Genomic DNA, 25748 nt, shown 5'->3' on the forward strand with positions numbered 1-25748 from the left:
GGCGCCGCGCGCCTTTCCCTGCGATGAAAGACATTGTGCGGCTTCGGGAGGTCCCGCTCCGACGGAATCGGCAGAGCCTCCCAGTCCTTAGGGTTCGGGTCATACTGTCTAACAGAGAGATCAAAATCAAGCCGAGAGCACACTTGAAGGAAGCTACACTTGACGAAATGCTCCTTCATACAGCGAAAGGGGTCTGCCATGAGCAAGAAAACCCGAAGTATCAGTGTTGCCCGCATCAGGCCTGTCATCTGTGCTGCCGCGCTCATCGCCTCGCTCACAGTTCCGGCCATGCCGGTGTGGGCAGAAGGGTCTGATTCTGCTTCGTCCGTCATAAAGCAGGAGCAGACCAGCGAAGGCAAGGAGGCTGTGTCTGCGGACTCGACGGAATCTAGCACACAGACATCCGATGGCAAGCAAGACGCTGAATCGGAAGATTCGAAAGAGCCAGATACGCCTGCTGAGCCAGTGGCACAGGATGGCTGGTCGAAGAATGCTGAAGGCAAGAGGATCTATCGCCGCAATGGCAAGCTTGTCACCGGGGTCGCCAGCATAGATGGGAAGTACTATCTGTTTGGCGAGGATGGTGCCCTCACCGATGCGGTCGGTTTCCAGAAGCTTGCTGATGGAAGCACGGTCTATGTCACGAAGGATGCGTCCCTCGCAACAGGCTGGCAGCAGGTTGACGGCATCTGGTACTGGCTTGATCCTGCAAGCGGCATCAGGCAGACCGGCTGGCTCTGGAACAATGGTTCCTGGTACTGGCTTGACCAGAATACCGGCGCCATGCAGACCGGCTGGGCCAAGATAGACGGTACCTGGTATTACTTCTACAGCTCTGGCGCTATGGCTACCGGCTGGGTCAAGGATGGCCAGACATGGTATTGGTGTGCCCCGTCCGGTGCGATGCAGACCGGCTGGGTCAAGGTGGGAGGCTCGTGGTACTACCTCTATGGTTCCGGTGCCATGGCTACCGGCTGGGTATATGACGCAGGCAGCTGGTACTATCTCTCCGGTTCCGGAGCTATGGCAACAGGCTGGCTCAAGGTCGGCAGCACCTGGTATTACCTCTCCGGTTCCGGTGCAATGGCTACTGGCTGGGTGTATGTCGGTGGTGCCTGGTACTGGATGGACGGCTCTGGCGCCATGGCGACAGGCTGGAGATATATCGACGGCAAGTGGAATGCCTTTGACAATCCAAGCGGTATCTGGCGCACCAATGACGGCCGTCTCGTGAATGGCTGGTATACCGCTCAGGCTATCAGTAGCCCCACGAACTGGTTCGTCCTTGTCGATGACATCAACACGAAGGTCATGATTTATTACTGGGATATCGACCAGTGGATGCCCCTCTACATCTTCGACTGCTCGACTGGTGCCTGGAACATGCGTACGGTTCACGGTACGTTCAGTGTCGGTATAAAGGGCTACGCATTCGGCTATGGTCATGGCTACACGGCCTACTACTACACGCAGATCTACGGAGACTATCTGTTCCATTCCATTCTTTACAACGAGGGCACCTGGGTTCCGCTCGATCCGATTCTCAACAGCCACCGCAGCCAAGGCTGTGTCCGTCTTGCGCCGGAGAATGCGAAGTGGATCTACGACAATATCCCGAGAGGGACAACGGTCCATATCTTCTAAGGACATGATTGGCTTTTGCTAGCTCTTTGTAGCATCTGATTCACAATCCCCCTGCAGCTGGTCTTATACATGCTGCAGGGGGATTTCATTTGAATAACAAAATGCTGATATTGCCCTGGAACATAACTACCATAATGGAGAACAATTGTCTTCCAAGGTGGCGGCGTGGAAGCTGCCTCTTCTTGGCGTTTTCAAAGGAAGCCTTCCAAAGGAGTTTCTGTCATGCAAGGAAAAGGAAAGTATGTGGTTCTCGCCGCATTTCTGTCTCTCGGGCTTGCGATACCTGCGCCTGTCTGGGCGGCAGACAGCCAGGCTGCAGAAGAGCCTGCTGCTGCAGCGGAGGCAAAAGAAGCCGGGGAAGAGGCGGCCACAAAGAGCGAGGCTGCATCCTCTGAAGAATCTTCCGCAGCAACAGCTTCTGCGGCATCCGAGAGCGATGCTTCTGCAGCCACAGCATCAAAGCCTGCCGCATCTTCGTCAAAGGCTTCTATTGCTGCGGCTGAAACCAACGATGTAGAAGATATCTCCAAAGGCCATTGGAATGCCTCTGACACCAAGCGCTCCTATGTCCTGGAGGATGGCAAGCTCCTGAAGAATGAGCTCGTGCAGGTTGGAAGCGACACCTATCTCTTCGACAGGGATGGATATGCTCTTACGGGCTGGCAGACATGGGGAGGCCAGAGGTACTACTTCAATTCTGAAGGAGCTATGCAGAAAGGCTGGCTCCTGGATGGCGGCTCTTGGTATTGGCTCGATCCAGAGACTTGCGTCATGAAGACAGGCCTTGTGACGGCCAATGGCTCTCTCTATTACATGAACAGCCAAGGTGCCATGCAGACTGGGTGGCAGCTCGTAGACGGTACCTGGTACTGGTTTGCCGACGGTGGTGCAGCTGTCAGCGGCTGGCAGAAGATTGGTGGGTCCTGGTATCACTTCGACAGCAATGGCAAGATGCAGACCGGCCGGGTCAATGTGGGTGGCACCTGGTACTACCTCTACGACAGCGGAGCCATGGCCACCGGCTGGGTCAAGGACGGCGATGCCTGGTACTGGTGCGCCTCTTCCGGCGCCATGCAGACCGGCTGGCAGAACATCGGCGGCACCTGGTACTACTTCTACGGCTCCGGCGTGATGGCCACCGGTTGGGTGTATGTCGACGGTGCGTGGTACTACCTCTACGACAGCGGAGCGATGGCGACAGGCTGGGTCAAGGTTGGCGACACGTGGTACTACCTCAATGGATCAGGCGCCATGCGCACTGGCTGGTTCATCTGGAATGGCGAGGAGTACTACCTTGCCGGTTCTGGTGCGATGGCGACAGGCTGGCAGAAGATTGGCAGCGCTTGGTATCTCTTCAATGATTCTGGCGTCATGCTCACTGGCTGGCAGAAGGTTGGCGGCACCTGGTATTACCTTTCTGGCTACGGCGCGATGCAGACCGGCTGGCTTGAACAGAATGGCACATGGTACTGGCTGGATGGCTCTGGCGCCATGCAGACAGGATGGCTGAAGCAGAATGGCGTCTGGTACTGGCTGTACCCAGACGGCGGCATGGCAACAGGCTGGGGCAAGGCAGACGGGAAGTGGCACTGGTTCACATCGAGCGGTGCCTGGACGCCGGGCTACCACCATGTATACGCCGATGTCTCTGTCGACATCCCGGCAAGCGGCCTCGACGATCTGTCCGATCTGACAGTGCAGGTTGCACAGGCGACTCCGTTCTTTGGCGTCGGCTACTGCTCCGAGTGGGTCACGCTGGTCTTCAGCAATCTCGGCTTCCCGAAGATCACTGCAGATGCCTGCGACCTCTATTGTAAGTACTGCAATGTTGGCAACTGCACGGCCGATCCGAGCATCCTCAAGCCCGGCATGATCGTCGCCGTCCCGAAAGTCCACGACAATGGCTGGGGAGAGACCTATGGCCACGTTGGCATCTATATCGGCAACGGCCAGGTCATGCACAACTATCGCTGGAAGGAGACCTGGGACCTCGATAGGTGGCTCAACAAGTTCAGCTACTATCAGCCCGTCTGGTGCGGCTGGATGTTCGACACCGATCTCAGTTAACGACGATTCACGCTATTGGATGGCTGCGAGGGGAAATGCGCGGAGCCTGCATTTAGCAGGTTCCGCACGCCCTGATCAGAAATTTGCAACAATGACATGCGCGAAATAGCCAAACACCGCCTCGCGGTGGGAGACTCCTATAGTACGTATGAAGAGTGGACTGGAAAGCCGTGGGGGTCTATATGAAATATGGGCAGCAGATTCAGGATGCTTATACCGAACCTTGCCGTGATTTTGCCTAAGGCATTCCGCATTCATGAAATATAGAGAGGGCTCTCATCTGAGGGCCCTCTCTTGTTATTTGAACATATCGTAGCTCGCTAGAAGATGATTTGAGAATTCATCCCTCAATACTGGCCAAAGTCTAGAACAGCCGGATGGTGATTCTTTCTGTCCTCTTTTGGCGGGAGCTCCATATAGTTGCCGTAGCCTCGGGTTAGAACAACATCATATTTGTTGGGAACAAATATGGTTGCATCCTCGAAGGGGACTTCAAGGAGTGGAAGCAGCTCATCTCTGCTCATCTCCCATTTTTCCGGGAAGCGATCGGTAAAGTCCACAAAGATGTCTGATGGCAGATCGTTGTATTTCGTTGCATTCTCTTCCCATTTGCGGCAAATCCAGCTCTGCGGCACATGGAAGAGGACGAGCAATCCATGGGCAAGTCCGCACAGGGCTAGCACCGCCTTTTCCTGCAGGCCATTGAAGCTGATGTATGGCGTAGCGGTGCCTCGCAGGAAGGCGAGCCTGCCCCAGAGCCAGGAGCTTCGGCATTGTTTGCGGAAGAGATTATCGTCTTCAACACGGTTATCGAAGGCAAAAATGTCGATACGGATGGGATACCGATAATGGCAGTGCTTGAAAGTGTCGGGCACCATGAGAGTGTCTTTGAGTGCCAAGATGGAGATGTTGGCTGGGTAGTCAGGATTCGTCTTATAGTTTACGAGCTCATATTCGTCTCCCAGAAGCTTTGGTGCTTCTTTAAGGAGGAGCTCATAGTCGGTTCGCAGTAGCCCGACGTCCACATCGTCGTCCCATGGTATAAATCCATGATGGCGGATTGCACCTATTGCCGTTCCGCCATAAGCAAAGAACTGTATGCCAAGTTCATCACACACCCGTCTGAGTTCCTTGACGAGCTTGAGAAGAAGGCTCTGTACATGCTTGAGTTCTTCGGGGTCGGAATAATCTACAAATTTCACGGCCGCATTCACGCTTTCTGACAGTTCGGTAAGAAGAACAGCTGCCTGCTGAATCTTTCAAAAAACTTTATGCTTATTATACATGCTCCTGTAATTCTGCAGATGGGATTGAAACCATTTCTCGATGAGACCAGAATTCTAGGAGCTGGTCTATAAGTAGTCGGCTGCAGAATGCCTTCAGCTGTCGTGGTTTCGCAAGCCTAAAAGGCCATCCGCTTTGTGGATGAGAACATGCGCTGAATAGCTCAAGAGAGGTGTGCAGATGGATAGCGCGGAATCGCAGCAGCTCAAGAAGAACTATTTCTGGAATACGCTGGGAAGTCTTATGACTTCCCTTTCAAGCGCCCTGCTTCTCATAGTTGTGACGCGCACGCTTGGCGCTGAACTTGGCGGCATCTTCTCGCTGGCCTTTGCGGTAGGGCAGCAGTACCAGATTCTTGGAGCATTCGAGATGCGGCCCTATCAGGCCACAGATATCAAAGGTCGGTTCAGGTTTGGGACCTACCTTGGGTCGCGTTGCATCACATGCCTTGCCATGCTTCTTGCAATTTGCTGCTATGCGCTCTGGACCTATGGTTTTTCCTATGAGGCTGGCCTGGCATTCTCTGTTGCAGGACTCAGATTCTTCGATGCGGCAGAAGATGTATTCCATGGCATGTTCCAGCAGAAAGGTCGACTCGATATAGCAGGACGGGCCCTGTTCTTGCGGTCGCTCATATCGACAGTAGTATTTACAGCTGCTCTCGTTATTATCAAGAACCTCATGGCTACCTGCATCATTACTGCTGTCGTCTCGCTTGCTGCCCTTATCTGGCTCAATATTCCGGCAGCTCGGAACTTTGGCAGTATCCGGCCGTCTTTCGATTTGAAGCCTCTGGGGCTTCTCTTTGTGGCCTGCCTTCCGCTCTTTCTCGGATCGTTCCTGCAGAGCGATCTCATCAATGTGCCCCGCTACGGAATAGCGGGGACGCTCAACAATACCGATCAGACCATTTACGCCATCATCTACATGCCGGCACTTGTCATTAATCTCTTGGTTGGCTTTGCCTTCAAGCCGCTTCTGACATCGCTTGCCGAGATGCTTGAGCTTCGCAAGCTGGATGAGTTCCTCCATCTCCTTCTGAAGTGTGTTGGAATCATTGCTGGCGTATCGGTGCTCGGCGAGATAGCGGCTTATTTCATAGGAATCCCAATACTGTCAATGCTTTATGGTGTGAATCTCGATGCGTATCTCCCGGCGCTTCTGACCATCATCCTCGGAGGCGCATTCAATGCCCTGAGCGTCATCCTCTATTATTCGCTGGTTACGATGCGTTCGCAGATACTGGTTGTGATCTGCTACTTGGGAGCAGATTTGCTTACCCATGGTATATCGGGCTGGTTGATAGCCTCATATCAGCTGATGGGTGCAGTCTTTACTTACGACCTTTCAATGGCTCTCCTCTGCGTTCTGTTCCTTACTGCCTTTTTCTATAGCTTCAAAAGACAGAAGTAGCGTCTTTCCCATTGGAGAATTGTTGGTTCCACATGCTCATATGACCCGAACCCCTGTCAAGTGGCAATGCGGTCGCGGAACAGGAGCCTCTGAGGCTTCCTGAGCTGCAATGGTGGTGGAATATTCGCTGGATGCCGCTGCGGACGCGTCCTGCACATGAGACATGCGGGCATCCCTGCCCATTCTTATATCCTCGGATGGCCCGTACATCGGTGTTACGGCTTGGCGGCGGAGGGACAGTCTAGATGCGTGCGTGCCGGCATGGCCGCTGCATACAGCCTCAAGTGTCCCTGCCGCCTGGGTCTCGCGTGCGCTGTGTTTTGTCAACTCGACGTAAGCAGAATGGTCATCAATTTCTGAGCAGATTGCTCACGCCCCTTGACCACGATTTCTGAGCGCCTGGCCTACTGCATGAGGGCATGCCTCACCCGGTAGGACTCGCCCTTGAACTGGAGCAGCCTCCCGTGGTGCACGACGCGGCCTGTCACCGCGGCCGCCATCTGGTCGTCGCCGAAGATGGCACCCCACCTCGAGAACTCGAGGTTGGTGGTGAAGACGACGAGCTGGGCTACCTGCAGATCGACAAGCGGGGGGGTCGACCTCATCTTCCAGCTCGTCTCCAGGAGGTACGAGAGGAGGTCGACCATCGTGACGACCAACGTGGGGATGGGATCGTGGGCGAAGGTCTTCGGGGACCCGGTCGAGCCGTCGGCGATAGCGGACAGGCTCTGCCACCACTGCCACCTGATACGCATAACGGGGAGGTCCTACAGGACCAAGGACCTCGCGCCGCAGGACAGGGCCTCGTCGGCAGTGGTCGCCGATTCCGGTGCCCCGCGGTGACGGGACTGGCGAATGTACGTTGGTGCGGATGGGGGCGGTTCGCTGTCTAGTCGGGTGAAATCTATCTTGACTTCAACACCCTCTCGCATGGCAGCGCCATGCAGAAGCGCGCGTTCGGGTGCGGGAAGCTTGCCACCATGAGCTTCAGGGCCGCGCGCACGCCGCCTATCGTCGCCACGAAGTTGCCGAAGTCGACCTGGGCCGTGCCTGGGGCCCACCGGAGCTCGAGGAAGCCATCCTTCGGCCCCTGGACGTGCTCCCTCTTCCAGCCGGACACGTACCTGCGTATCGAGGGGTAGGATCCGGAATACCCCTTCTCGGCGACCGCCCTGCCGTAGATCCTCTTGGCCGCATGGCGCTGCTTCCTCGGCACGGCGAGGTCGGCCTCGAGCATCGGGCCGATCCACCCCGCTATCCCGTCGGTCGCCGGATGCGGCCTCTCCTGCCCGGCCGGCGGCTCCGGCGACATGTCCTCCATGCCCGCGTACTTCCGGACGGTGTTCCTGCTGAGATGGAGCTCGCGCGCTATGTCGGCCCTCGTCGCCCCATCCCTGTCCATCCTCCTGATATCCTCTTGCACATCCAGGGACACGGTCATGCTCCCTTCCTCCTTCCGGGCGGCTCTTGCCAAAGTCCCCGCCCGGAAGGAAAACATAGTTCTGGCCGTGCCCCTGACGCCTGGGGCACGGCCATTCCTCGACCAATCTGCTCAATTCCTGATGACCACAGCGCTCGCTGCCCGATGACCATCTGCGTCACTTTCCAGTGAACACCAACAGCTGGGGATACGCGGCATCTGCCCCAATGCTTCCAAGAGGACGACGGTGCCGGACAGAGAACGCCAATGGCCTTCTCAGGGACTGGTTCCCGAAGGGCGGGAGCCTCGGCGATGTCAGCGGCAGCGAGGTGCAGGAGGCATGCGATTCAATCAACCGGAGACCGCGCAGGCGTCTCAGGTGGGAGTGCCTCTGGGAGGTCTGCCACCGCCAGTCATTGCACTTGCTCTGAGGATTCGCCCTCCATTCAAGCTGATGGAACCGGTTTAAGGAAAGTAGTAGCGGAGATTCAGATGTAGTTGAGGGTTGCGTTGCATTGATGGCGCTTCCCTTAAGAGAATGTAACGGACTCGCAGCTTCAGGGGCATTTAAGACCTCTCGATTACCTTGGAATCAAGGTAACTGAACAAGAGAGGCCGCTATGAATCTCACAAGAAGACAGCTTTTTTATGCGGGAGCAGCTGCCTGTGCAGCTGCCGGTACCGTTGCTATTGGTTCTACTTCCTCTGCTTCTGCTTTAGAGAGAGCTCCCAAGCTTATGGTGCTGGATGATCCTGCGCCCATCGAAGTGGGTGCCTATGGCAGTCTGCTTACAACGATAGCCGTTTTGAGTGATACTCATGTGGATAACGACGAGCCGACGTATGACAACAATCTGAGCAATGCATTGAACGACATATCGCAGAACTGGGAGAATCTCGACACCATCCTTCTGAATGGCGACATCACAAACAATGGCTATGACTTCCAATATGACATCTTCTCGGAGATAGCTAAGACGGCAGGATATTCTTTCCCGGAGTCATTTACCTGTGTCATGGGCAATCACGACAAGATAGGAGATAGATCATACACACTCGAAAACTACAACGAGCTTACCTCGACATTTTTTAGACGGACTGACAACGAGTCCTTCTATTTCGACCGCTACATTGGCGGTTCGCATGTAATCGTCCTTGGTCCCGACCAATATGTCGATCCTGCTGATGCTGTTTCGTGTGACAAATTCTGTCTGAGCGATACTCAGCTTTCATGGCTTGCGTCTATCCTGGATGCAGATGAGACAGATGGAAGAACATCATTCGTGTTTATTCATGAGCCGCTCAAGAATACAGTGACGGACTCCTATCCGGGTGGATGGGGCTACGATAATTCGCTTGCAGATGATGATGCCCTGCATTCTGTCATCTACTCGCACAACCATGCCATCCTTTTCAGTGGTCATACGCATTCGTTTCCTGATGTTGTGCAACAGAGTGGTGGCAATCTCTATGTCGGAACTGGCTCGGTAGCCTATGCATACGCAAAGGACGAGACATACTTGACGGATGATGGGAACTATGATTCCTACGGGTGGCTCGTTCGTCATCATGAGAAGGCTGTCGAGTTCTGCATGAGGGATTTCCTAAATCATGAATGGGTGTCTAGCTCACATTATCTACGCCCGCTAGAGATGGCTTGATAATGCGTGCTGTCTATGCTGGTAAGCTGCAGAGCTGACGGATGGTTTGACAGGGCATACGGAATGTTTGAGTATTTATGCACGTAGAAACCAGTGATTATTGCGGCTGGACACCGGCGGCGTCGCGAATCGGCATCGGGGGCGCCGCCGCGGAGCACCACCTCCTATGGCTGTGCTTCTGACTCGATTCGGAGGACGCTGCTGTCTTGGCGGCAGCGCGCATGTTCATCTCTCCGATGCCGACCCACGCCGTCTTGAGGACGATACTGCCCATGGCTGCCTCGGCGGTCACGTCCGCGTCGAGACAGGCATGCCAGTCCTTCTGGCGGCACTGCGTGCAGAAGATAGTGGACCGCTCGTCGTAGCGGAGCTCGAAGATCTCGATCAGGAATCGGCGGGAGCCGTCGTCCGGCCTGCTGAGCAGCCATTTGTCGAGGCTGGAACGCGCGACACTTCCTTACGGCCTTGGAAGCTCGCCCGGACGCTCCTGTGCATCCTTCTAGGCCTCCTCGAGGTCTGGACATCTGATGTAGTTTGTACGCACCCTCGAGGTGCACGCCTCCTTGGCAAGTGTACAGGCGAGATAGGTCTTGCCTGTCCCTGCCGTCCTCTTGCCCACGAAAGATTACAGCTCAATCCTCTTCCTCTCTGAAGCTTCGACGACGGCCTGGATGCTGTGCTTCGACACCCCGAACCGATCTCGCAATCGCGTTGCGGGATATCCTCGCGGCCAACTGCTGCAGTGACGACCCGGCCTTGAACTTCCTTGACATGCTTTCTTCCTTCGTCTCGTCGAGACATGGCAGGAGGAAGCTATCAGCCGCACGCAAAGGCAGCCGCCTGCTTTCAGCAGGCGGTGCTGAGGCGCAATAACTTGCCATCAGTCCGGCTGGTGCCGAAGCGCGACAGCTGCAGCGCCGGTATGGACTAATACTTACACCTATAGAATTCTTGCTTGGAAAGGGATATTGGCGAGACTACCGCGTGCATCCAGATACTATTTAAGCGGTGCAACGCCACTGTATATTCCGGCGGCAGTTAAGGGCCAGCGCTTCTGGCCAGCCCGTGCCTGCTCGTGTGCAGAACAAGATGATATGAAGGAGCATAATGAGCAACCATACATTTGCTATCTGTGCCTACAAGGAGAGCCCCTTCTTGGGAGAATGCATAGAGTCTGTACTCTCGCAGGACAATGCAGAGAGCGAAGTCTATATCTCTACCTCTACGCCGAATGAATACATCTCGCGCCTTGCCGGGAAATATGGTCTCGATGTCTATGTCAACACAGGGAAGCGCGGTATCGGTCCAGATTGGAACTATGCTTACAGCAGGGCATCGAATGACTATGTCACCATTGCCCACCAGGACGATGTGTATCTACCTGGATATGCCAAAGCTGCTGTGGAAAGCTTGTCTAGCAGGGATGATTCGCTGATTTTCTTTAGCAACTATGGCGAAATTCGCAATGGTCAGCCTGTGGATGAGAACAGGAACCTCAAAATCAAACGACAGCTGCTGAAAGGGCTTGATGGAAAGAATGTCGATGATATCCGTGTACGGCGTAGAGCGCTTTCGTTCGGCGATCCCATTTGCTGTCCTGCAGTTACATTCAATAAAGTCAACTGCCCCAATCCGCCTTTCTTGACGGACATGAAATGCGATCTAGATTGGGGCACTTGGGAGCGCTTGTCTCTTCTGAAGGGCGGATTCTTCTACAACTCTGATATCTTAATGCGCCACAGAATTCATGAGGAATCAACCACATCATCTTTAATCGTCGACAACACTCGCTATAACGAGGATTTGGAGATGCTCAAGCGCTTCTGGCCGACGCCAATAGCGAAGCTCATCAATTATTTCTACAAGCAGAGCGAGAACAGTAACGCTCTATAACGATAAAGCTTACGTACGGATATAAGAATCTCAAGAAGTATCGGGTGGTCTCGGCCACCCGATTTCTATGCGCAAAACTTGTAATTATGGCTGAGAAACAAGGACGCTGCAACGATGCCTACGCAGCAGGCTGCAATGGCTGTGTAGTTGATGCCTTGTATATCGAATGCCCCTTCAAGGAGAATCATCACGGTAAGAGATGCCGCTCATACAGCTGAGATGCTGATAAGCGACCCTTTGATATCGCGCAAGATGACAACGTGTCGGTTAGATAGTAGAGCGCTGCCACGCATGCAGCGCTAACGAGCGCATTCGCAAAGAGATGGATGTAGGCGGCCAAGTGAATCCCATAGACGAAAAGAAGCAGGGGAAGCCCGTACGACAACGCGGCCGACGAGCCGACGAACAGGATGCTGAAGGCTGAGCTCGTCTGCAGGGAGAGCTTCCCGGCGTTGCGCGACCTGCAGGCCAGGCTGAACGACTACGTCCACTGGCACAGCCATTTCAGGCTGCACTCGAAGCCAGGCTACGTGGGTCCGGCTGAGTTCAGGAATGCGGGTCTCAGTCTCTGAAAAAACTGTCCAAATAGGGGTTGCCAATCCACCTGGGGCTGGCAGCGTAAGAATCAGGCCCATATTAACCACCGCAGCCCCGCATGGATAGAAATTCCTGCTGTCGCACATACTACCCTGATGCGTATAGACGAATTGCCGGCTATAACGTTATCCAGAGATGCCACCTAGCAGGCTATGGGAACCTTAAGAAACTTCTGACGTGGTAGTATGGCTCCTTGATGGATTGAATGTCTAATACTTCTAGCATGAGGACGGGGAGCATGAAGGGCATAATTCTGGCGGGCGGTTCTGGGACCCGCCTATATCCTCTGACCAAGGTAACCAGCAAGCAGCTCCTGCCGGTATATGACAAGCCGATGATTTTCTATCCGCTGTCCACGCTCATGCTCGCCGGAATACGGGACATCCTTATCATCTCGACTCCATCGGATTTGCCCCGCTTTAAGGAGCTTCTTGGAGATGGTTCGCAGTATGGCATCTCGCTGAGCTATGCCGAACAGCCTTCGCCCGATGGTCTTGCGCAGGCATTCATCATTGGCGAAAGCTTTATCAACGGCGATTCCTGCGCATTGGTGCTGGGTGACAATATCTTCTACGGCAATGGTCTTTCGCGGCACCTTCGCAGGGCAGTAGAAAAGGCAGACCGCCAGGGTGGAGCAACTGTATTCGGCTACTACGTAGACGATCCGGAGCGATTTGGAGTCGTCGAATTCGACGATGCTGGTCACGCCATCTCTATCGAGGAGAAGCCACAGCATCCTAAGAGCAACTATGCCGTGACCGGGCTGTACTTCTATGACAGTGACGTATGTGAGATGGCTAAGATGGTCAAGCCTTCAGCGAGGGGAGAGCTGGAAATCACGACTCTGAACGAGATGTATCTGAAGAAGAGCAAGCTCGATGTCGTTACTCTGGGCAGAGGCTATGCTTGGCTTGACACGGGAACAATGGATTCCCTCTTCGAGGCATCCAATTTTGTCCGTACTATTGAGAGCTCCCAGGGCATCATGATTTCCGTTATCGAAGAGATTGCCTATGAACGCGGCTGGATTTCTACTGCCCAGCTCGAGTCTGCAGCCAACGAGTATGGTAAGAGCCCTTACGGACAGCATTTGCTCAAGGTTCTCGAGAAGCGCATCATTACGACCGAAGAGGACTAACCCGCTCGCCAGAACATCAAGCTAGAGAAAGCCGCCCGCTAGATCTTCTTAGCGGGCGGCTAGCTTATCGATGGCCTGCAAGTTAAAGCCTATTCATATATTCTTGGAGCTCTTCCTCCCAGTCGGGCATGTGGAAGCCTGCTGCCTCGAGCTTCTGGAGCGAGAGCGCCGAGTGCACAGGCCTGGGGGCGATGGGGCCCTTGGCGGATGCATAGTACTCGGCGGTCGTGACCGGACGCACGGCATCGCCGTTGCCGTTCCTCTGCTCGAAGACGGCACGGGCAATGTCGGCCCAGCTCCTGACAGCGCCAGATCCCGTGCAGCCGTAGGTGCCGTATGCCGCATGCGTGTCCAGGAGATGGAATATGGCTCGCGCCATGTCCCTGGTGAACGTGAGCCTTCCCAGCTGGTCGTCCACGACGGCGACCTCGGAGAGGCTGTCCCCGGGATCCGCGCACCTGTCGGAGAGCGCCGCCATCGTCTTCACGAAGTTGCGGCCGTCGCCTATGACCCAGGAGGAGCGCAGGATGTAGTGCTGCGGGCATCCTGCCACGGCGAGGTCGCCTGCCGCCTTGGACTGCCCGTAGACGGAGAGGGGGCCGAAGGGCTCCGTCTCCGCATGGAGCTCCTGCGTGCCGTCGAAGACGTAGTCGGAGGAGATGTGGACGAGGCGGATGCCGTGCTCCGTGCAGGTGCGGGCAAGGAGCGCCGGGCCCTGGGCATTGGCCTTCCAGCAGGAGATGCGGCCTTCCGGGGTCTCGGCCCTGTCCACTGCCGTCCAGGCCCCGCAGTTGATCACGGTTCCGTAGAGGTCCCAGTCGTACCGGGAGTAGGCCTCGGGGTCTGACATGTCGAAGGTGTCGATGTCGCAGAAGTCGAAGGAGGGGAGAAGGCCCCTCTCCTCCGCGAGCGCCCTCACGGCGCGTCCCAGCTGGCCCCTGCATCCCGTGACGAGCGTCCTCTTCGGGGCCATGGGCACGACGTCCGCAAGCATCGGATGGTGCAGGTCGGCCTCGGAGAGCGTGGCCTCGGAGAGCGGGATCGGCCAGTCTATGGCGAGCTTAGGGTCCGCCAGGTTCACGAAGGTGTAGGTGCGCTTGAGCTCCGCAGACCAGTGGGCATCGACGAGGTAGGTGTAGGCGGTCCCGTCCTCCAATGCCTGGAAGGAGTTGCCGACGCCCCGGGGGACATAGATGGCGCGGGAGGGATCGAGGATGCAGGTATAGGCCTTCCCGAATGTGGCGGAGCCCTCCCTGAGGTCCACCCATGCGCCGAAGACCGAGCCCGTGGCAACGGAGATGAACTTGTCCCAGGGCTCCGCATGGATGCCGCGGGTCACGCCCCTCTCCGCGTTGAAGGAGATGTTGTTCTGCACGACATGGAGGTCGGGGATCCCGAGCGCCACCATCTTGGCCCTCTGCCAGTTCTCCTTGAACCATCCGCGGGAGTCCCCATGCACGGAGAGCTCCACGACCTTGAGGCCCTCTATCCCCGTCTCCGTGACGGAGAGATCCTTCTCGAATGCGAAATCGGACATGCCTCTTCCCTCCTACTGGCCCTGCTCCGCGTACCTGCGCTCGGTGGCCTCCTTGGCAGGGCGCCACCACGCCTCGTGCTCCCGGTACCACTCTATGGTCTGCGCGAGCCCCTCGGCGAAGTCGGTGTGCACCGGCCTCCAGCCGAGCTCGCGCTCCAGCTTCGTGGGGTCGATCGCGTACCGCCTGTCATGGCCCGGCCTGTCGCGCACCCAGTCGAAGGCATCCTCGGGCTGCCCCATGAGGGAGAGGATCTCGCGCAGGACGTCGATGTTCGACCTCTCGCCGCTGGCGCCTATGAGGTAGGTCTCGCCTATCCTCCCCTTCGTGAGGATGTCCCAGACGGCGCGGGAGTGGTCCTCGGTGTGTATCCAGTCGCGCACGTTCTCCCCCGTGCCGTAGAGCTTCGGGCGGATGCCGCAGAGGATGTTCGTGACCTGCCTCGGTATGAACTTCTCCACATGCTGGTAGGGGCCGTAGTTGTTGGAGCAGTTGGAGATCGTGGCCCTGAGGCCATAGGTCCTCGCCCAGGCGCGGACCAGGAGGTCGGAGGATGCCTTCGTCGAGGAATAGGGGGAGCTCGGCCTGTAGGGGTCGTCAGGCTCGAAGCGCCTCGGCTCGTCCAGGGCGAGGTCCCCATACACCTCGTCCGTGCTGATGTGGTGGTAGCGGACATCGTACTTCCTTGCAGCCTGCAGGAGCCTGTAGGTGCCCACGACGTTCGTCTGCACGAAGGGCTCGGGGTCGGCGATCGAGTTGTCGTTGTGGGACTCCGCCGCATAGTGGACGATCGCATCGTGGCCCGGCACCACGCGCTCCAGCAGGTCTGCATCGCAGATGTCGCCCACCACGAGCTCCACCTGGGACTCCGGGAGGCCTGCTATGTTTGCGGGGTTCCCTGCATAGGTGAGCTTGTCGAGAACGGTCACATGCGTCTCTGGGTGGTTCCTGGCCACCCAGCGCACGAAGTTGGACCCGATGAAGCCGCAGCCGCCCGTGACGACGATATTTCTCGGCTCGAAGATGTCTGACATTTTGCGTCCTTACCTGATGAGTCCAAAGAATAGGTATGAGCAAAATATTATTACAATGCACAGAGCCATGTAGGAAGTCTTGAACCTTGAGCAAGGAGTAAAAGCGAGCTGCGAATGAAACATACATTGTGTCTAAACAAAGAAATGCAGTGATGATAATTGCATTCGGCTATCTTTCGCCGTCGATGATCTTCCAGATGCGTGGAAAGAATAAAGGATGGAGGAAGAACTCTGAAAGGAGAGACTTGCTCGATGCGCATCTTTGGACATTTTTTTGAAGACTTGACGAAGATGGATACTGCCTTCAGCTCAGTTAAAGACTTCTGAGCGGTGTGCTCTTTCCATAATCTCTGTCCAACAGCCTATAGCAACCATATGGGAATACATGGTGTTTTCCGTTCTGCTGGACGATTCGCTATGGATGTAATCCATACACCTATGATCTCTGATCAAGCCAATCGCTCCCTACCGAAGAATGAGTTCTCTGCGGAATGGGGAGTCAACTATGTGTAGGGGAGAGAGTAATATCATATCGTTAGTATAAAAATAGTGTGCGAAAGAGCTTGCTGCTCCTACGCGGAGGTAAAGACGCATGAAGGTCCTGCTCATCATACCTGCTTATAACGAGGAAGCAAGCATCTTAGGCGTCGTTCGCGGCATTGAGAAAGCCGGCTACGACTACGTCGTGATCATTGACGGTGCAACCGATCGGACGCTGGATATATGTAGAGACAACAGCCTGAACTATATTAATCTACCCATCAATATGGGTATTGGCGGCGCAGTCCAGACAGGCCATATGTATGCTCTTCGACATGGATATGACATAGACATTCAGGTAGATGGCGATGGACAGCATGATATCTCATACGTTCCTGACTTGGTTGAGGCGATACAGAATGGTGCTGACCTAGCCATCGGATCGCGCTTTGTTGAACAGACTGATGGTTTCCAGTCATCGGGTGCCAGACGCGCTGGCATTAACTGGCTCAAGCGCTGCATCAAGCAAGTAACAGGCCTTACGATTTACGATTCTACCTCAGGCTTCAGGGCATCTGGCAGGCGTGCAATCGAGCTCTTTGCCAAGAGCTATCCTTCAGACTACCCAGAGCCAGAATCGATTGTTGCGGCATACAACCACGGTCTTGTGGTCAGAGAAGTTCCTGTTAAGATGCGCGAGCGTCAGGGTGGGAAATCATCTATCAACCTCCAGAGGAGCGTCTACTACATGATTAAGGTGACACTTGCTATCTGGATTGAGGGACACCGGATCAAATAGGAGAGATGGATTCATGTCGATAGCTCTGCGCATACTTCTGCTTGCGATAGCGATAGTTTTCCTCATCGAGGTCTTCCGGCTTGTGTCAGATGGAAAACTTCAGCTGAAATATTCACTGCTCTGGATGCTTCTCTCATTAATGCTCATCATATGCGCGATATTCCCGGGCGTTGTATCCGCATTTTCGAGCCTCCTGGGGTTCCAAACATCTTCGAATTTCGTTTTCCTGGTAAGCATAGTGGGACTTCTTGGAATCTGTCTCTCGCTGACGGCAATTGTCAGCTGGCAGGCACGCGACATACGTCAGCTGATCCAACGGGTCACTCTTATGCAGGAAGATCTCGATAATCTTATGGGGAACAATAATGCCGACTCGACTGACAGCGACACGCATAGGTCCTAAGTTCTATATGGCAGTATTCCCTGCTGCGTTAATCAGGGAGGCAAGCGTATGAAGCGGTTAATGCGAGCACCGTGCCAAAGCAGTGTACGCGACGATAGGCATGAGCGAATATAGGTGCCCCCATTTCTGGGAGTGCATTAAGCGATTGTGGTATGGGGCAAAATGAAGCAGCGGGCTTATGTATATGACTTTATCAGATGTATCGCAATAATCATGGTTTTAGGAGTGCATTGCACTCCGCCATCTACAGGAACGATCTCTGCGCAAGTTTACAACAGTTTCATGTATGCACTGTTGTTCACCTGCAATGCTTTGTTTTTCATGATGTCCGGGTTTTTCAATATTAGGGAAAGCTACAGTCTTCCCACGTACTACTACAAGAAAGTGCGAAACATACTTCTTCCGACCCTAGTATATATGTTTGTGTATGAAGCTTGGTACCGCCTCAAATATGGCAGTTCAGGACATTCATTTGTGGCGCAATATGTGATGGACGTCTTCTCTAGCTATCAAAACGGCGTTTTTTGGTTTGTGATGTCTCTCTTTGGTATGCTACTCCTTGCACCAATCGTTGCACCGGCCTTTAGGTCGATGAAGAGAGACAGATATCGTGCATATATTGTTCTGACGCTATCTTTCCTCGGCCTTGCCCTTATTGGATCTATCACGGGCCATCCCTCTGGATGGTCTTACCCCTTCGGCGTGGGATTTGCCCTCTTCTGCTTTGGAGCGGCTTTCGACATTGAAGGCGCGAAAGAGCACTACCGTCTATATCTTCTGCTTGCATCGCTGTGCACGGCTGTGAGTACATACTTAAATTATATCGGCGTAGCCCATGCCAATGACAATTCGCCGTTCTATGCAGTTGCAAGTGTGTCGGTCTATGTTCTTCTCTACAAACTGGGAGGGGAAGCGAAGCCGAAGAAGCTTGTGTCCGTGATTGCAAAGTATTCCTTTGGCATATATATGTGTCACATACCGGTACTGCAGACTGTGCAGCCTTTAATGCCTTCCTTAGTGCGTCCAGCTGCGCAGGCTATTCTTTTGATTCTCGTTTTGATAATTACTCTTCCTGTAGTCGTTCTGGTAGACAAAGTATTTGTAAGGCTGCTGCAGATGGCTGCTGATATGCTTTATAAAAGAATGCCATTCAGCAAGAAACAACAAAAGATGAGCCCTAGTGGGGAATAGGAGAAAGAATGCTGATTAGTTTTATTGTTACAGTGATATTTACAGCAGCACTCCTATATCTGCCTGGCTACCTGACATTAAGAGGACTCGGATTTCATCGAAGCTTTTCTGTTGGGATAGCCCCATCAGCCGCAGTCATGGCCATTGGTGTTCTGGGCATGATTTATTCGGCAATTGGCATAAAGTCCTCTCCAGTGAATCTTTTCTTTCTGCCGCTGGCAGTCGGTGTCTGCATCTTTGTTTTGGGATACTGGAGAAAGTCTTCAACAGCTAGTGTTCATGTCGAATCGGAAAGCGTCTCAATCTTCGCTCTCGTTATAGTCATTGCCATTGGATCGCTCTTTGGGATGCTCTTTTTCGTGCGCCGTCTTCCATCTGTAGATGCAATCTTTCAGCAATGGGATTATCCGCATCATCTGAACGGGATTAAGGCCCTTGTTGATTCAGGCAATCTCTCACCTATTCATGGTACATCCTATGCTGCTGGACAGGCTGTTAGTTCATTCGTTGAGACGTCGGGCTTCTATCCCAACGGCTGGGCTATGGTGTGTGCAATTGCATCTATGGGGTGTAACGTATCAGTGCCCTTGTCCATTAATGCGGTTGATTTCGCATTTGCATTCATCGTCTTCCCTGTGTCGATGGAAGCTTTGCTTGTCAGACTGATTCCTGGGAAGAGGACATTGCCCGTGATTGCTACGGTTGCATGTATGTCTCTCGCAGTCTTCCCTTGGGGAGTCTTGACGTTTGGTCCAATATTTCCGAATCTTTCGGGATTTGCTGTTCTGCCAGGCATGATTTGTGCCTTCATAGATTCGGTTGACGATGGAAAAACTGGCATGTTGCTTATCTGGATAGCAGCATGCCTCGGTGTCTTTTTCCTGCATCCAAACATAGTATTCTCTATTGGTCTGTATATCTCTCCCTTTATCATTCATACAATTCGGAGCAGGAATATCTCGCTCCATCTGGGACGCTACTGCATGGGAATAAATGGCGTCACAATCATTTTTGTAGTACTGTGCATAGCGCTATGGACACTGGCATACAACTTCCCGCCTCTAGCCCCTACAGTCATGGTGAGCTGGCGCAACTATGCTTCTCTGAGCCAGGCTATCGTGGATTTGGTCACGCTCTCTTATGTAAATGGTTTTCCTCCATCTACTGCGGTGCAATTGGTTCCTGCGCTTATTCTAATTGTGGGCTTCGTATCGATTTGGCGTGATCGAGATTATTCGGAGCGCTGGATGCTCTGTCCCTTCATTATCTCCGCAATCTTCATGGTGGTTGTTGAATCTTTCCCAGGGGACAGTCCGATAAAGCATTTTCTTACAAGCTTCTGGTATACGGACCCCTATCGCATTGCAGCAATGACGACGATTTTCTCGATGCCAATTCTCGTCAGGGGAATATATTGCTGCATTGAGAAGACTGATGACTTTTGTAGTGCCAAACTCGGCAATCGAATGCGTTACAGAAATGCCGCAGTAGTTGTAATTGTGTATTTTGGCCTGGTCTTTTATCCCTCTTTCCAGATTGCTGGTCTTGGAAAAGTAAACATGGCTTTTTCGGATGTGCGTGACAATATCCAGATAATGTACGGATATGGGATGCCTCTGACTCTAGAGGAGCATGAGTTCCTGACAAAAGTGAAAGAGATCGTCGGCAACGATCTTGTCATTAATAATCCGTATGATGGAAGCATGATGGCATATGGTACCGATGGCATAAACTGCTACTACCGCTATTTCTCTGGATACGGAACGTCTTCAGAGACTGCCGAGAGCGCAGAGATTCGACAGAATCTGGATCTGGTTAATACAGATAATAAAGTAAGAGATGCCGTGCATTCTATTGGTGCCAAGTATGTCCTCATACTGGATAACAGCGATGCAGAACATTCGTTTGCCGCATCTGCATATAACAAGAGCCAGTGGGCCGGCATTGAAAGCATAAACGACGATACATCAGGGCTCACGGTTGTGCTCGAAGAAGGAAATCTGCGTCTGTACAAGATAGATGACGCTGCCTAGGAGTGGAGAGATAGTATTGATAGAATCCATGCTGTGGCCTTCAGTTCATAACTGACGGCTACGAAAAGACACCGACGTCTGCAAGAGCCGCCTCGATTTTTTGCTCAAGAGATTCAAACCGATAATGGAATCACAGAAACCTGAATTCCATGATGTCATTAAGACGAAAAGAGATGAACGTTGCTTTCATCGTCTGAAGGCAATGACTGTATTCAGGTCTGCAGATCAAGGTAACTAAACTCGATGAAGAGAAACGGGTCTACAAGATACATTGCAGCAGCTGGTGGTATCTTAGGGCTATGGTATTAACGCAAGTGTGACAATGGTGGGCGCTAATAGGTACGCTTGGAGCAAACATGGCCAACGCTGACATCAAGATATTTGTTTCATGCCACAAGGATGAGGTGTATTTCCCGGAGAACAGCCTTCTCTATCCGATACAGGTGGGCTGCGCAGGGAAGAAGCACCTGCCTGGCATGCTGCATGACGATGAAGGCGAGAACATCTCCGAAAAGAATCCCTCATACTGCGAGCTGACAGCGCAATATTGGGCTTGGAAGAACATGGATGCCGACTATTTTGGCTTCATGCACTACCGTCGCTACTTCTCGTTCTCTCCCGAAACAGAGCTCACCACTAACTATTTCGGCGATGCCCTGCTTCATATGAACGATGCCAAGACCTTGAAGAAGCTTGGCTACGACGAAGCAAAGATGCGCAGCATCATCGAACGCTATGATTTCATCGTTCCTGAGAAGGGCTCCTTCGTCAACGGCATGACCATGCGGGAGCAGTATCTCGATTCATGGCAGCATCATGAGGAAGACCTCGATTGCGTTCTGGACATTCTTCATGAGAAGTACCCAGAATTCGACGGCGTTGCAGCAAGATATCTCGAGTCGAAAGAGGGATACTTCTGCAATATGTTCATCATGAAGAAGGAGCTGTTCCGTGCATATTCGGCATGGCTCTTCGACATTCTTGCGGAGCATGAGCGCCGCCGTGGCAAGGCTATGGAATCGTATGACATTGCTTCCTACCGCGTGTCTGGCTATCTTGCCGAAAGGCTCTGCGGCATATATCTGACGTGGCTTGAGGAACAGAACAAATATAGGTGGATGACGCTCCAGCGTGCACTGTTCGATGATGTTTCGACGAGCACCAAGCTTCAGCCGGTGTTTGATGACAATGCAGTCTGCGTCGCATTTTCGGCAAATGATTTCTACGCGCCCTACTTGTCGACGCTGCTCCAGTCCATCAAGGACCATGCATCTCCCGATCGCAACTACGATTTGATAGTGCTCCATGAAGATATATCCAAGCGCAACCAGACTGTCCTCAAGCAGCAGATCGAGACCCCCAATATTTCCCTGAGATTCCTGCATATGTATCGTGCCATGCATGACTTCCAGGACGATCTGCCGATTAGAGGGCATTTCAAGGTCGAGACGTACTTCAGGCTGCTGTTGCCCCAGCTGCTTCCCCAGTACAACAAGATTCTGTACCTGGACTCCGATATGGTCGTCATGAAGGATATTGCGCCTCTCTACGACACCGACGTGAATGGCTATCTGATTGCCGCCTGCCGGGACCCGGATACAGCCGGCTTGTATAATGGCGCTTCTGACAGCAAAAAAGAATATATGGACAAAGAGCTCAAGATCCGGAAGCCCTATGACTATATCCAGGCGGGAACAATCGTCTTCAATCTCGATGCATGGCGGAAGACCTACGACCCCAAGCTGGTCTTCGAGTACGCCATGTCGAATGAATGGCAGCTGCTCGATCAGGATGTCATCAATTACCTCTGCCAAGACAGGATTCGCTATGTTGACATGTCCTGGAATGTAATGATGGACTGGCGTGACATCCGTATCAATCAGATCATTGCCCGCGCTCCCCGCCAGATCTATTCTGCGTATATGGAAGCTCGTAAGCATCCATATGTGATTCACTATGCTGGCCCTGATAAACCTTGGCTCAATCCTCTGAGTGATTTTGCATTGGAGTTCTGGCAGTATGCACGTCAGACGCCATATTACGAGGAAATGATGGCACGTCTTTCGACAGACAGAGCCCTGCGTACCAAGCCGGATGCCCCGGTTGAGAAGGCTAAGAAATTTGTTTACCGTGGCATCATTACGCCGATGGTCAAGAAGGCACATCCAACCAAGGACAAAGGCTTCGAGAAGATGCGCTATATCTACAGAACAATCCATCCCCGCAAGAAAGACATTCTGTAGAGTAAGGTTAGCTAAATGATTTCATACTCGTGATATGGGCGTGTGATCATCTCCATTATGAGACTGCGACCTTGTGCCGCAGTCTCTAATCGTTTTGACGCTCTGCTCCTATATGATGAATAGTCCGAAGGGCTTTTCATTCTGTTCAAATGCTGTCATAGAGATAAGCGTTTGCTGATAGCGGAACTTCACCAGTAAACATGGGCCACGCCGCCGTCCGAAAAGTTGGCCATGTATGAATGGGATGTTCACAGGAGACCCAGAGACCGATTGGAATGGTACGGAAGAGAAGCTATTGCGGAAGGGCGGACTCTTGCTAAGAACATCAAGAATTAATTCTCTCGATGGGCTCCGCGGGGTTGCATGCATCGTCGTTATGTTGCTCCATGTCGCTTGGGATCATGAACCCTTGGATTCAGACGGCTATTACGGTGGCGGTTTCTCTTGCTGCTGCCGTAGCCTTCTGGCACTTTATAGAGAAGCCGAGCATCAGGCTTTCGTATGAGATAGGACATTGATCTCGCAGACATGCCGTGCTCGATGCGTGCTGGCTTTCTGCTCAGAGGAACCGATAGGTTCGCTAGTTTGTTAGGCCAAGCACTACTTGGTGCCGCTGCTGTCGTTTGCGAAGTCATCGGGAGAGAGGTTCTCCACAAACTTGTGGAACTCCTCCATCTCGTGCTCCTCCTCTTCCTTCTCCACGCCCCTGAAGTTGGGGTAGGATGCTGTCATCAAGACATCGCCCCTTGCATAGATGGGAGCGCCTGTGCGCACTGCAAGGGCGATGGCATCGGACGGTCTCGAATCGATGAAGATGGCCTCTCCGTCTTCCTTCTCGATCCTCAGCTGGGCGAAGAAGGTCGTTCCTGAGACGGCACTGATGATGACAGAATCGAGATGGGCGCCGAGGGACTCGATGACATTGTTGAGAAGGTCGTGCGTCATCGGCCGGTCTGTCGTGCGGTGGGAGTCGTTCACACCCATCCCGATCGCCATTGCCTCCACAGGGCCGATCTTGATCGGCAGCTGTGCGTCATGAGGAGCCTCTTCGGGAATGCGGGGCTTCAGGACCAGAAGCGATGCCACAGGGCCTCCGCCTACTACGATCGTCTGTATGTCCATCTGTATCAATGCCATGCTACCAGCCTCGTTCATATGCTTCTTTGTGTGCCTATGGTACCCATCTCCAGCTCTTTTCCAAGAGCGAACGACAAAAATGCGGAGATGGTGACAGAAGTGGCATTGAACTGGACATGCTGCCTCAATTTCAAGCTACGAAATGATTCCTTTCTGTGACTATGCCTGGAGCGGGCGCAGATTGAGCCTGACAATAGCCAGAAGCCGGAGGTTGGCACAGGCGGCTCGCCACCCCGCGCCATGTTCTATAGAACTGGTGTCATCTCTGTATATCGCCGGGATTTCAGCCGATGCGATTATCATTGCCATTATCGCGTTCATGTCCCTGGCAAGAAGAGGTTTAGCGCCCGTACCTTGCCCCATTCAAGATTGATTCCACACAAAACTGCAGGTAGAAGACCTGCTACAAACTTTCTCAATTTTTCTCAAAATAGTTGTTGACGGAGAGGGGGGGATGAGCATAATATATTTTCTCGCGTTGGGCCCGTAGCTCAGTTGGTCAGAGCGTCCGGCTGATAACCGGGAGGTCACAAGTTCGAACCTTGTCGGGCCCACCACTTACTTCGCGAATAGTCGCCCCAACGCTAGCCGAGTCGCCGTTGGGGCGGTTATTATTCGGGGACGTAGCTCAGCTGGGAGAGCGCGGGCTTTGCAAGCCTGAGGTCGTGGGTTCGATCCCCATCGTCTCCACCATGAATTCTGAGAGCCAGGACATCATGTCCTGGCTTCATTCATATCTAGGGGTTGCATACAAGAAACGCCACCGGAGCCGCTGTTCCGATGGCGCTTCGTCTCTGTGTAGGGTCTCGCAATCAGATGCCGATGGTATAGAGGGCATGGAAGTAGCCGTCTGGCTCTGCCATGAGCTCGTCGAAGGTGCCGGACTCGCATGCTTTTCCGTCCCTGAGCACCATGATGCCGATAAGGCCCCTGAGAAGCCCTGCATCGAGCCTGTGTGTCACCATGACTCTCGTCGTCGCAGAAAGGCTCAAGACCGCTCTCGTGACCTGGTCTGCAGCCTTCTGGTCCAAGGCAGAGGTCGCCCCATCGAAGAGAAGCGTACGCGCTCCATGGAGCAATGCTCTTGCTATGCAGACACGCTGGCGCTCGCCACCCGAGAGGTTCGCGCCTTCCTCGCCGCATGCGTAGTCGAGGCCATGCGCTGCCACGAAGTCCTTGAGTCCCGCCTGTTCTATGGCAGAGGAGAGAGCTTCTGCGTCTGCATCTCCGAACATCGTGATGTTGTCCTTCAGGCTGGCATCGAAGAGAAAGGTCTTCTGGCTCACGAGCGACTCGGTCCCATAGAGGGAATCGAGGCTGACGTCGTGGAACTCGGATCCATCGAATGTGACCTTCCCCTCATAATCCCTGCGTGCACCCATGAGAAGGGAGAGGAGGGTGGATTTGCCCGAACCTGAAGCACCGACCACGGTGTAGCATTTCCCGGCCTCAAACTCGGCCGTGATGCCTCTGAGGACAGGATTTCCTTCCTCATAGGCAAAGAAGACATCCTGAAGCTTGATATCCTGCGCATGCTCCGGTGCAAGCTGGAGCGTCCCTTCCTCTGCCTTTGCATGCCCGAGCTCGGAGGCCAGCTTTCCTGCAAGCGCAACGGAGGCCTTCCGGGCGGCAAAGATGGAAGGAAGCTCGGCAATGGGGTAACAATCTGCTAGTCGGTTGGCTTGCGATAGATTGTTTGAATCTGCTATTCTTTGCTCTATGAGAGCCAGGGAATGGGCCGAGCGAGAGGGCCTCAACGAACAAACCGTGTGGAAG

Annotated in this window: 20 protein-coding genes, 2 tRNA genes and 1 pseudogene; 15 read left to right on the forward strand and 8 right to left on the reverse strand. The window is 53.6% G+C overall.

All coding sequences use genetic code 11. The features are described from left to right. The first annotated feature begins 198 nt into the window (after positions 1 to 198). Positions 199 to 1644: a L,D-transpeptidase family protein gene (locus VXJ24_RS10615; protein WP_330972892.1), complete on the forward strand. Its 1446-nt coding sequence runs from the start codon at positions 199 to 201 to the stop codon at positions 1642 to 1644. Positions 1645 to 1835: 191 nt separating this feature from the next. Here VXJ24_RS10615 and VXJ24_RS10620 read toward each other — a convergent pair whose 3' ends face one another. Continuing rightward, entirely contained in the window at positions 1836 to 2198 is a 363-nt protein-coding gene (locus VXJ24_RS10620) for a hypothetical protein (RefSeq protein ID WP_330972893.1), read from the reverse strand. Positions 2199 to 2247: 49 nt separating this feature from the next. Here VXJ24_RS10620 and VXJ24_RS10625 point away from each other — a divergent pair, with 49 nt between their 5' ends. Then, on the forward strand, positions 2248 to 3711 hold the full coding sequence (locus VXJ24_RS10625; protein WP_330972894.1) for a cell wall-binding repeat-containing protein: 1464 nt from the start codon (positions 2248 to 2250) through the stop codon (positions 3709 to 3711). 347 nt (positions 3712 to 4058) lie between these two features. Here VXJ24_RS10625 and VXJ24_RS10630 read toward each other — a convergent pair whose 3' ends face one another. Then, positions 4059 to 4913 carry a LicD family protein gene (locus VXJ24_RS10630; RefSeq protein WP_330972895.1) on the reverse strand — a complete coding sequence of 285 codons (855 nt, stop codon included), beginning with the start codon at positions 4911 to 4913 and terminating at the stop codon, positions 4059 to 4061. Positions 4914 to 5175: 262 nt separating this feature from the next. On the opposite strand from VXJ24_RS10630, the gene VXJ24_RS10635 reads away from it, so the two are divergent. Further along, entirely contained in the window at positions 5176 to 6408 is a 1233-nt protein-coding gene (locus VXJ24_RS10635) for a lipopolysaccharide biosynthesis protein (protein ID WP_330972896.1), read from the forward strand. Positions 6409 to 6812: 404 nt separating this feature from the next. Here VXJ24_RS10635 and VXJ24_RS10640 read toward each other — a convergent pair whose 3' ends face one another. Beyond that, positions 6813 to 7013 (reverse strand): ATP-binding protein, encoded by a 201-nt coding sequence (locus VXJ24_RS10640; protein ID WP_330972897.1) that lies wholly within the window; start codon positions 7011 to 7013, stop codon positions 6813 to 6815. Positions 7014 to 7056: 43 nt separating this feature from the next. Between VXJ24_RS10640 and VXJ24_RS10645 the strand changes: the two genes are divergently transcribed. Beyond that, positions 7057 to 7251, forward strand: a complete 195-nt coding sequence (locus VXJ24_RS10645; protein ID WP_330972898.1) for an ATP-binding protein — start codon at positions 7057 to 7059, stop codon at positions 7249 to 7251. Between the two features lie 61 nt (positions 7252 to 7312). On the opposite strand, the gene VXJ24_RS10650 is transcribed toward VXJ24_RS10645, so the two are convergent. After that, positions 7313 to 7849 (reverse strand): hypothetical protein, encoded by a 537-nt coding sequence (locus VXJ24_RS10650; RefSeq protein WP_330972899.1) that lies wholly within the window; start codon positions 7847 to 7849, stop codon positions 7313 to 7315. A gap of 599 nt (positions 7850 to 8448) precedes the next feature. Between VXJ24_RS10650 and VXJ24_RS10655 the strand changes: the two genes are divergently transcribed. The 4 genes and pseudogenes from VXJ24_RS10655 (at position 8449) to rfbA (ending at position 13117) form a co-directional block, all read left to right on the forward strand. Continuing rightward, entirely contained in the window at positions 8449 to 9489 is a 1041-nt protein-coding gene (locus VXJ24_RS10655; RefSeq protein ID WP_330972900.1) for a metallophosphoesterase family protein, read from the forward strand. A gap of 1107 nt (positions 9490 to 10596) precedes the next feature. Further along, positions 10597 to 11382 carry a glycosyltransferase family 2 protein gene (locus tag VXJ24_RS10660; RefSeq protein WP_330972901.1) on the forward strand — a complete coding sequence of 262 codons (786 nt, stop codon included), beginning with the start codon at positions 10597 to 10599 and terminating at the stop codon, positions 11380 to 11382. 377 nt (positions 11383 to 11759) lie between these two features. Then, positions 11760 to 11954: pseudogene (locus VXJ24_RS10665) on the forward strand (IS3 family transposase); the annotation flags it as partial. Between the two features lie 263 nt (positions 11955 to 12217). After that, entirely contained in the window at positions 12218 to 13117 is a 900-nt protein-coding gene (gene rfbA, locus VXJ24_RS10670; RefSeq protein ID WP_330972902.1) for a glucose-1-phosphate thymidylyltransferase RfbA, read from the forward strand. Between the two features lie 82 nt (positions 13118 to 13199). Here rfbA and VXJ24_RS10675 read toward each other — a convergent pair whose 3' ends face one another. Together VXJ24_RS10675 and rfbB are read right to left on the reverse strand one after the other, a co-directional pair. Next, on the reverse strand, positions 13200 to 14654 hold the full coding sequence (locus VXJ24_RS10675; protein ID WP_330972903.1) for a bifunctional dTDP-4-dehydrorhamnose 3,5-epimerase family protein/NAD(P)-dependent oxidoreductase: 1455 nt from the start codon (positions 14652 to 14654) through the stop codon (positions 13200 to 13202). A gap of 12 nt (positions 14655 to 14666) precedes the next feature. Next, complete coding sequence (rfbB, locus tag VXJ24_RS10680; protein ID WP_330972904.1) at positions 14667 to 15686, reverse strand: dTDP-glucose 4,6-dehydratase; 1020 nt, start codon at positions 15684 to 15686, stop codon at positions 14667 to 14669. Positions 15687 to 16278: 592 nt separating this feature from the next. On the opposite strand from rfbB, the gene VXJ24_RS10685 reads away from it, so the two are divergent. The 5 genes from VXJ24_RS10685 (at position 16279) to VXJ24_RS10705 (ending at position 22835) form a co-directional block, all read left to right on the forward strand. After that, complete coding sequence (locus VXJ24_RS10685) at positions 16279 to 16965, forward strand: glycosyltransferase family 2 protein (protein ID WP_330972905.1); 687 nt, start codon at positions 16279 to 16281, stop codon at positions 16963 to 16965. Positions 16966 to 16978: 13 nt separating this feature from the next. Further along, entirely contained in the window at positions 16979 to 17368 is a 390-nt protein-coding gene (locus VXJ24_RS10690) for a DUF2304 domain-containing protein (protein ID WP_330972906.1), read from the forward strand. Between the two features lie 162 nt (positions 17369 to 17530). Continuing rightward, positions 17531 to 18559 carry an acyltransferase gene (locus tag VXJ24_RS10695; RefSeq protein WP_330972907.1) on the forward strand — a complete coding sequence of 343 codons (1029 nt, stop codon included), beginning with the start codon at positions 17531 to 17533 and terminating at the stop codon, positions 18557 to 18559. A gap of 8 nt (positions 18560 to 18567) precedes the next feature. Next, entirely contained in the window at positions 18568 to 20592 is a 2025-nt protein-coding gene (locus tag VXJ24_RS10700) for a DUF6541 family protein (protein ID WP_330972908.1), read from the forward strand. Positions 20593 to 20948: 356 nt separating this feature from the next. Then, the gene (locus VXJ24_RS10705; protein WP_330972909.1) at positions 20949 to 22835 is read left to right on the forward strand and encodes a DUF4422 domain-containing protein; all 1887 of its coding nucleotides are present in this window, start codon (positions 20949 to 20951) and stop codon (positions 22833 to 22835) included. A 600-nt stretch (positions 22836 to 23435) separates the two neighbouring features. On the opposite strand, the gene VXJ24_RS10710 is transcribed toward VXJ24_RS10705, so the two are convergent. Next, complete coding sequence (locus VXJ24_RS10710) at positions 23436 to 23972, reverse strand: bifunctional nuclease family protein (protein WP_330972910.1); 537 nt, start codon at positions 23970 to 23972, stop codon at positions 23436 to 23438. Between the two features lie 480 nt (positions 23973 to 24452). On the opposite strand from VXJ24_RS10710, the gene VXJ24_RS10715 reads away from it, so the two are divergent. Then, a tRNA-Ile gene (locus tag VXJ24_RS10715) sits at positions 24453 to 24529 on the forward strand. Between the two features lie 60 nt (positions 24530 to 24589). Further along, positions 24590 to 24665: transfer RNA gene (locus tag VXJ24_RS10720), tRNA-Ala, on the forward strand. A 119-nt stretch (positions 24666 to 24784) separates the two neighbouring features. Here VXJ24_RS10720 and VXJ24_RS10725 read toward each other — a convergent pair. After that, positions 24785 to 25748 (reverse strand): ATP-binding cassette domain-containing protein (locus VXJ24_RS10725; RefSeq protein ID WP_330972911.1); only part of this gene is annotated, 964 nt, incomplete at its 5' end.

Source organism: Olsenella kribbiana (assembly GCF_036408795.1).
Classification (GTDB): Bacteria; Actinomycetota; Coriobacteriia; order Coriobacteriales; family Atopobiaceae; genus Olsenella_L; species Olsenella_L kribbiana.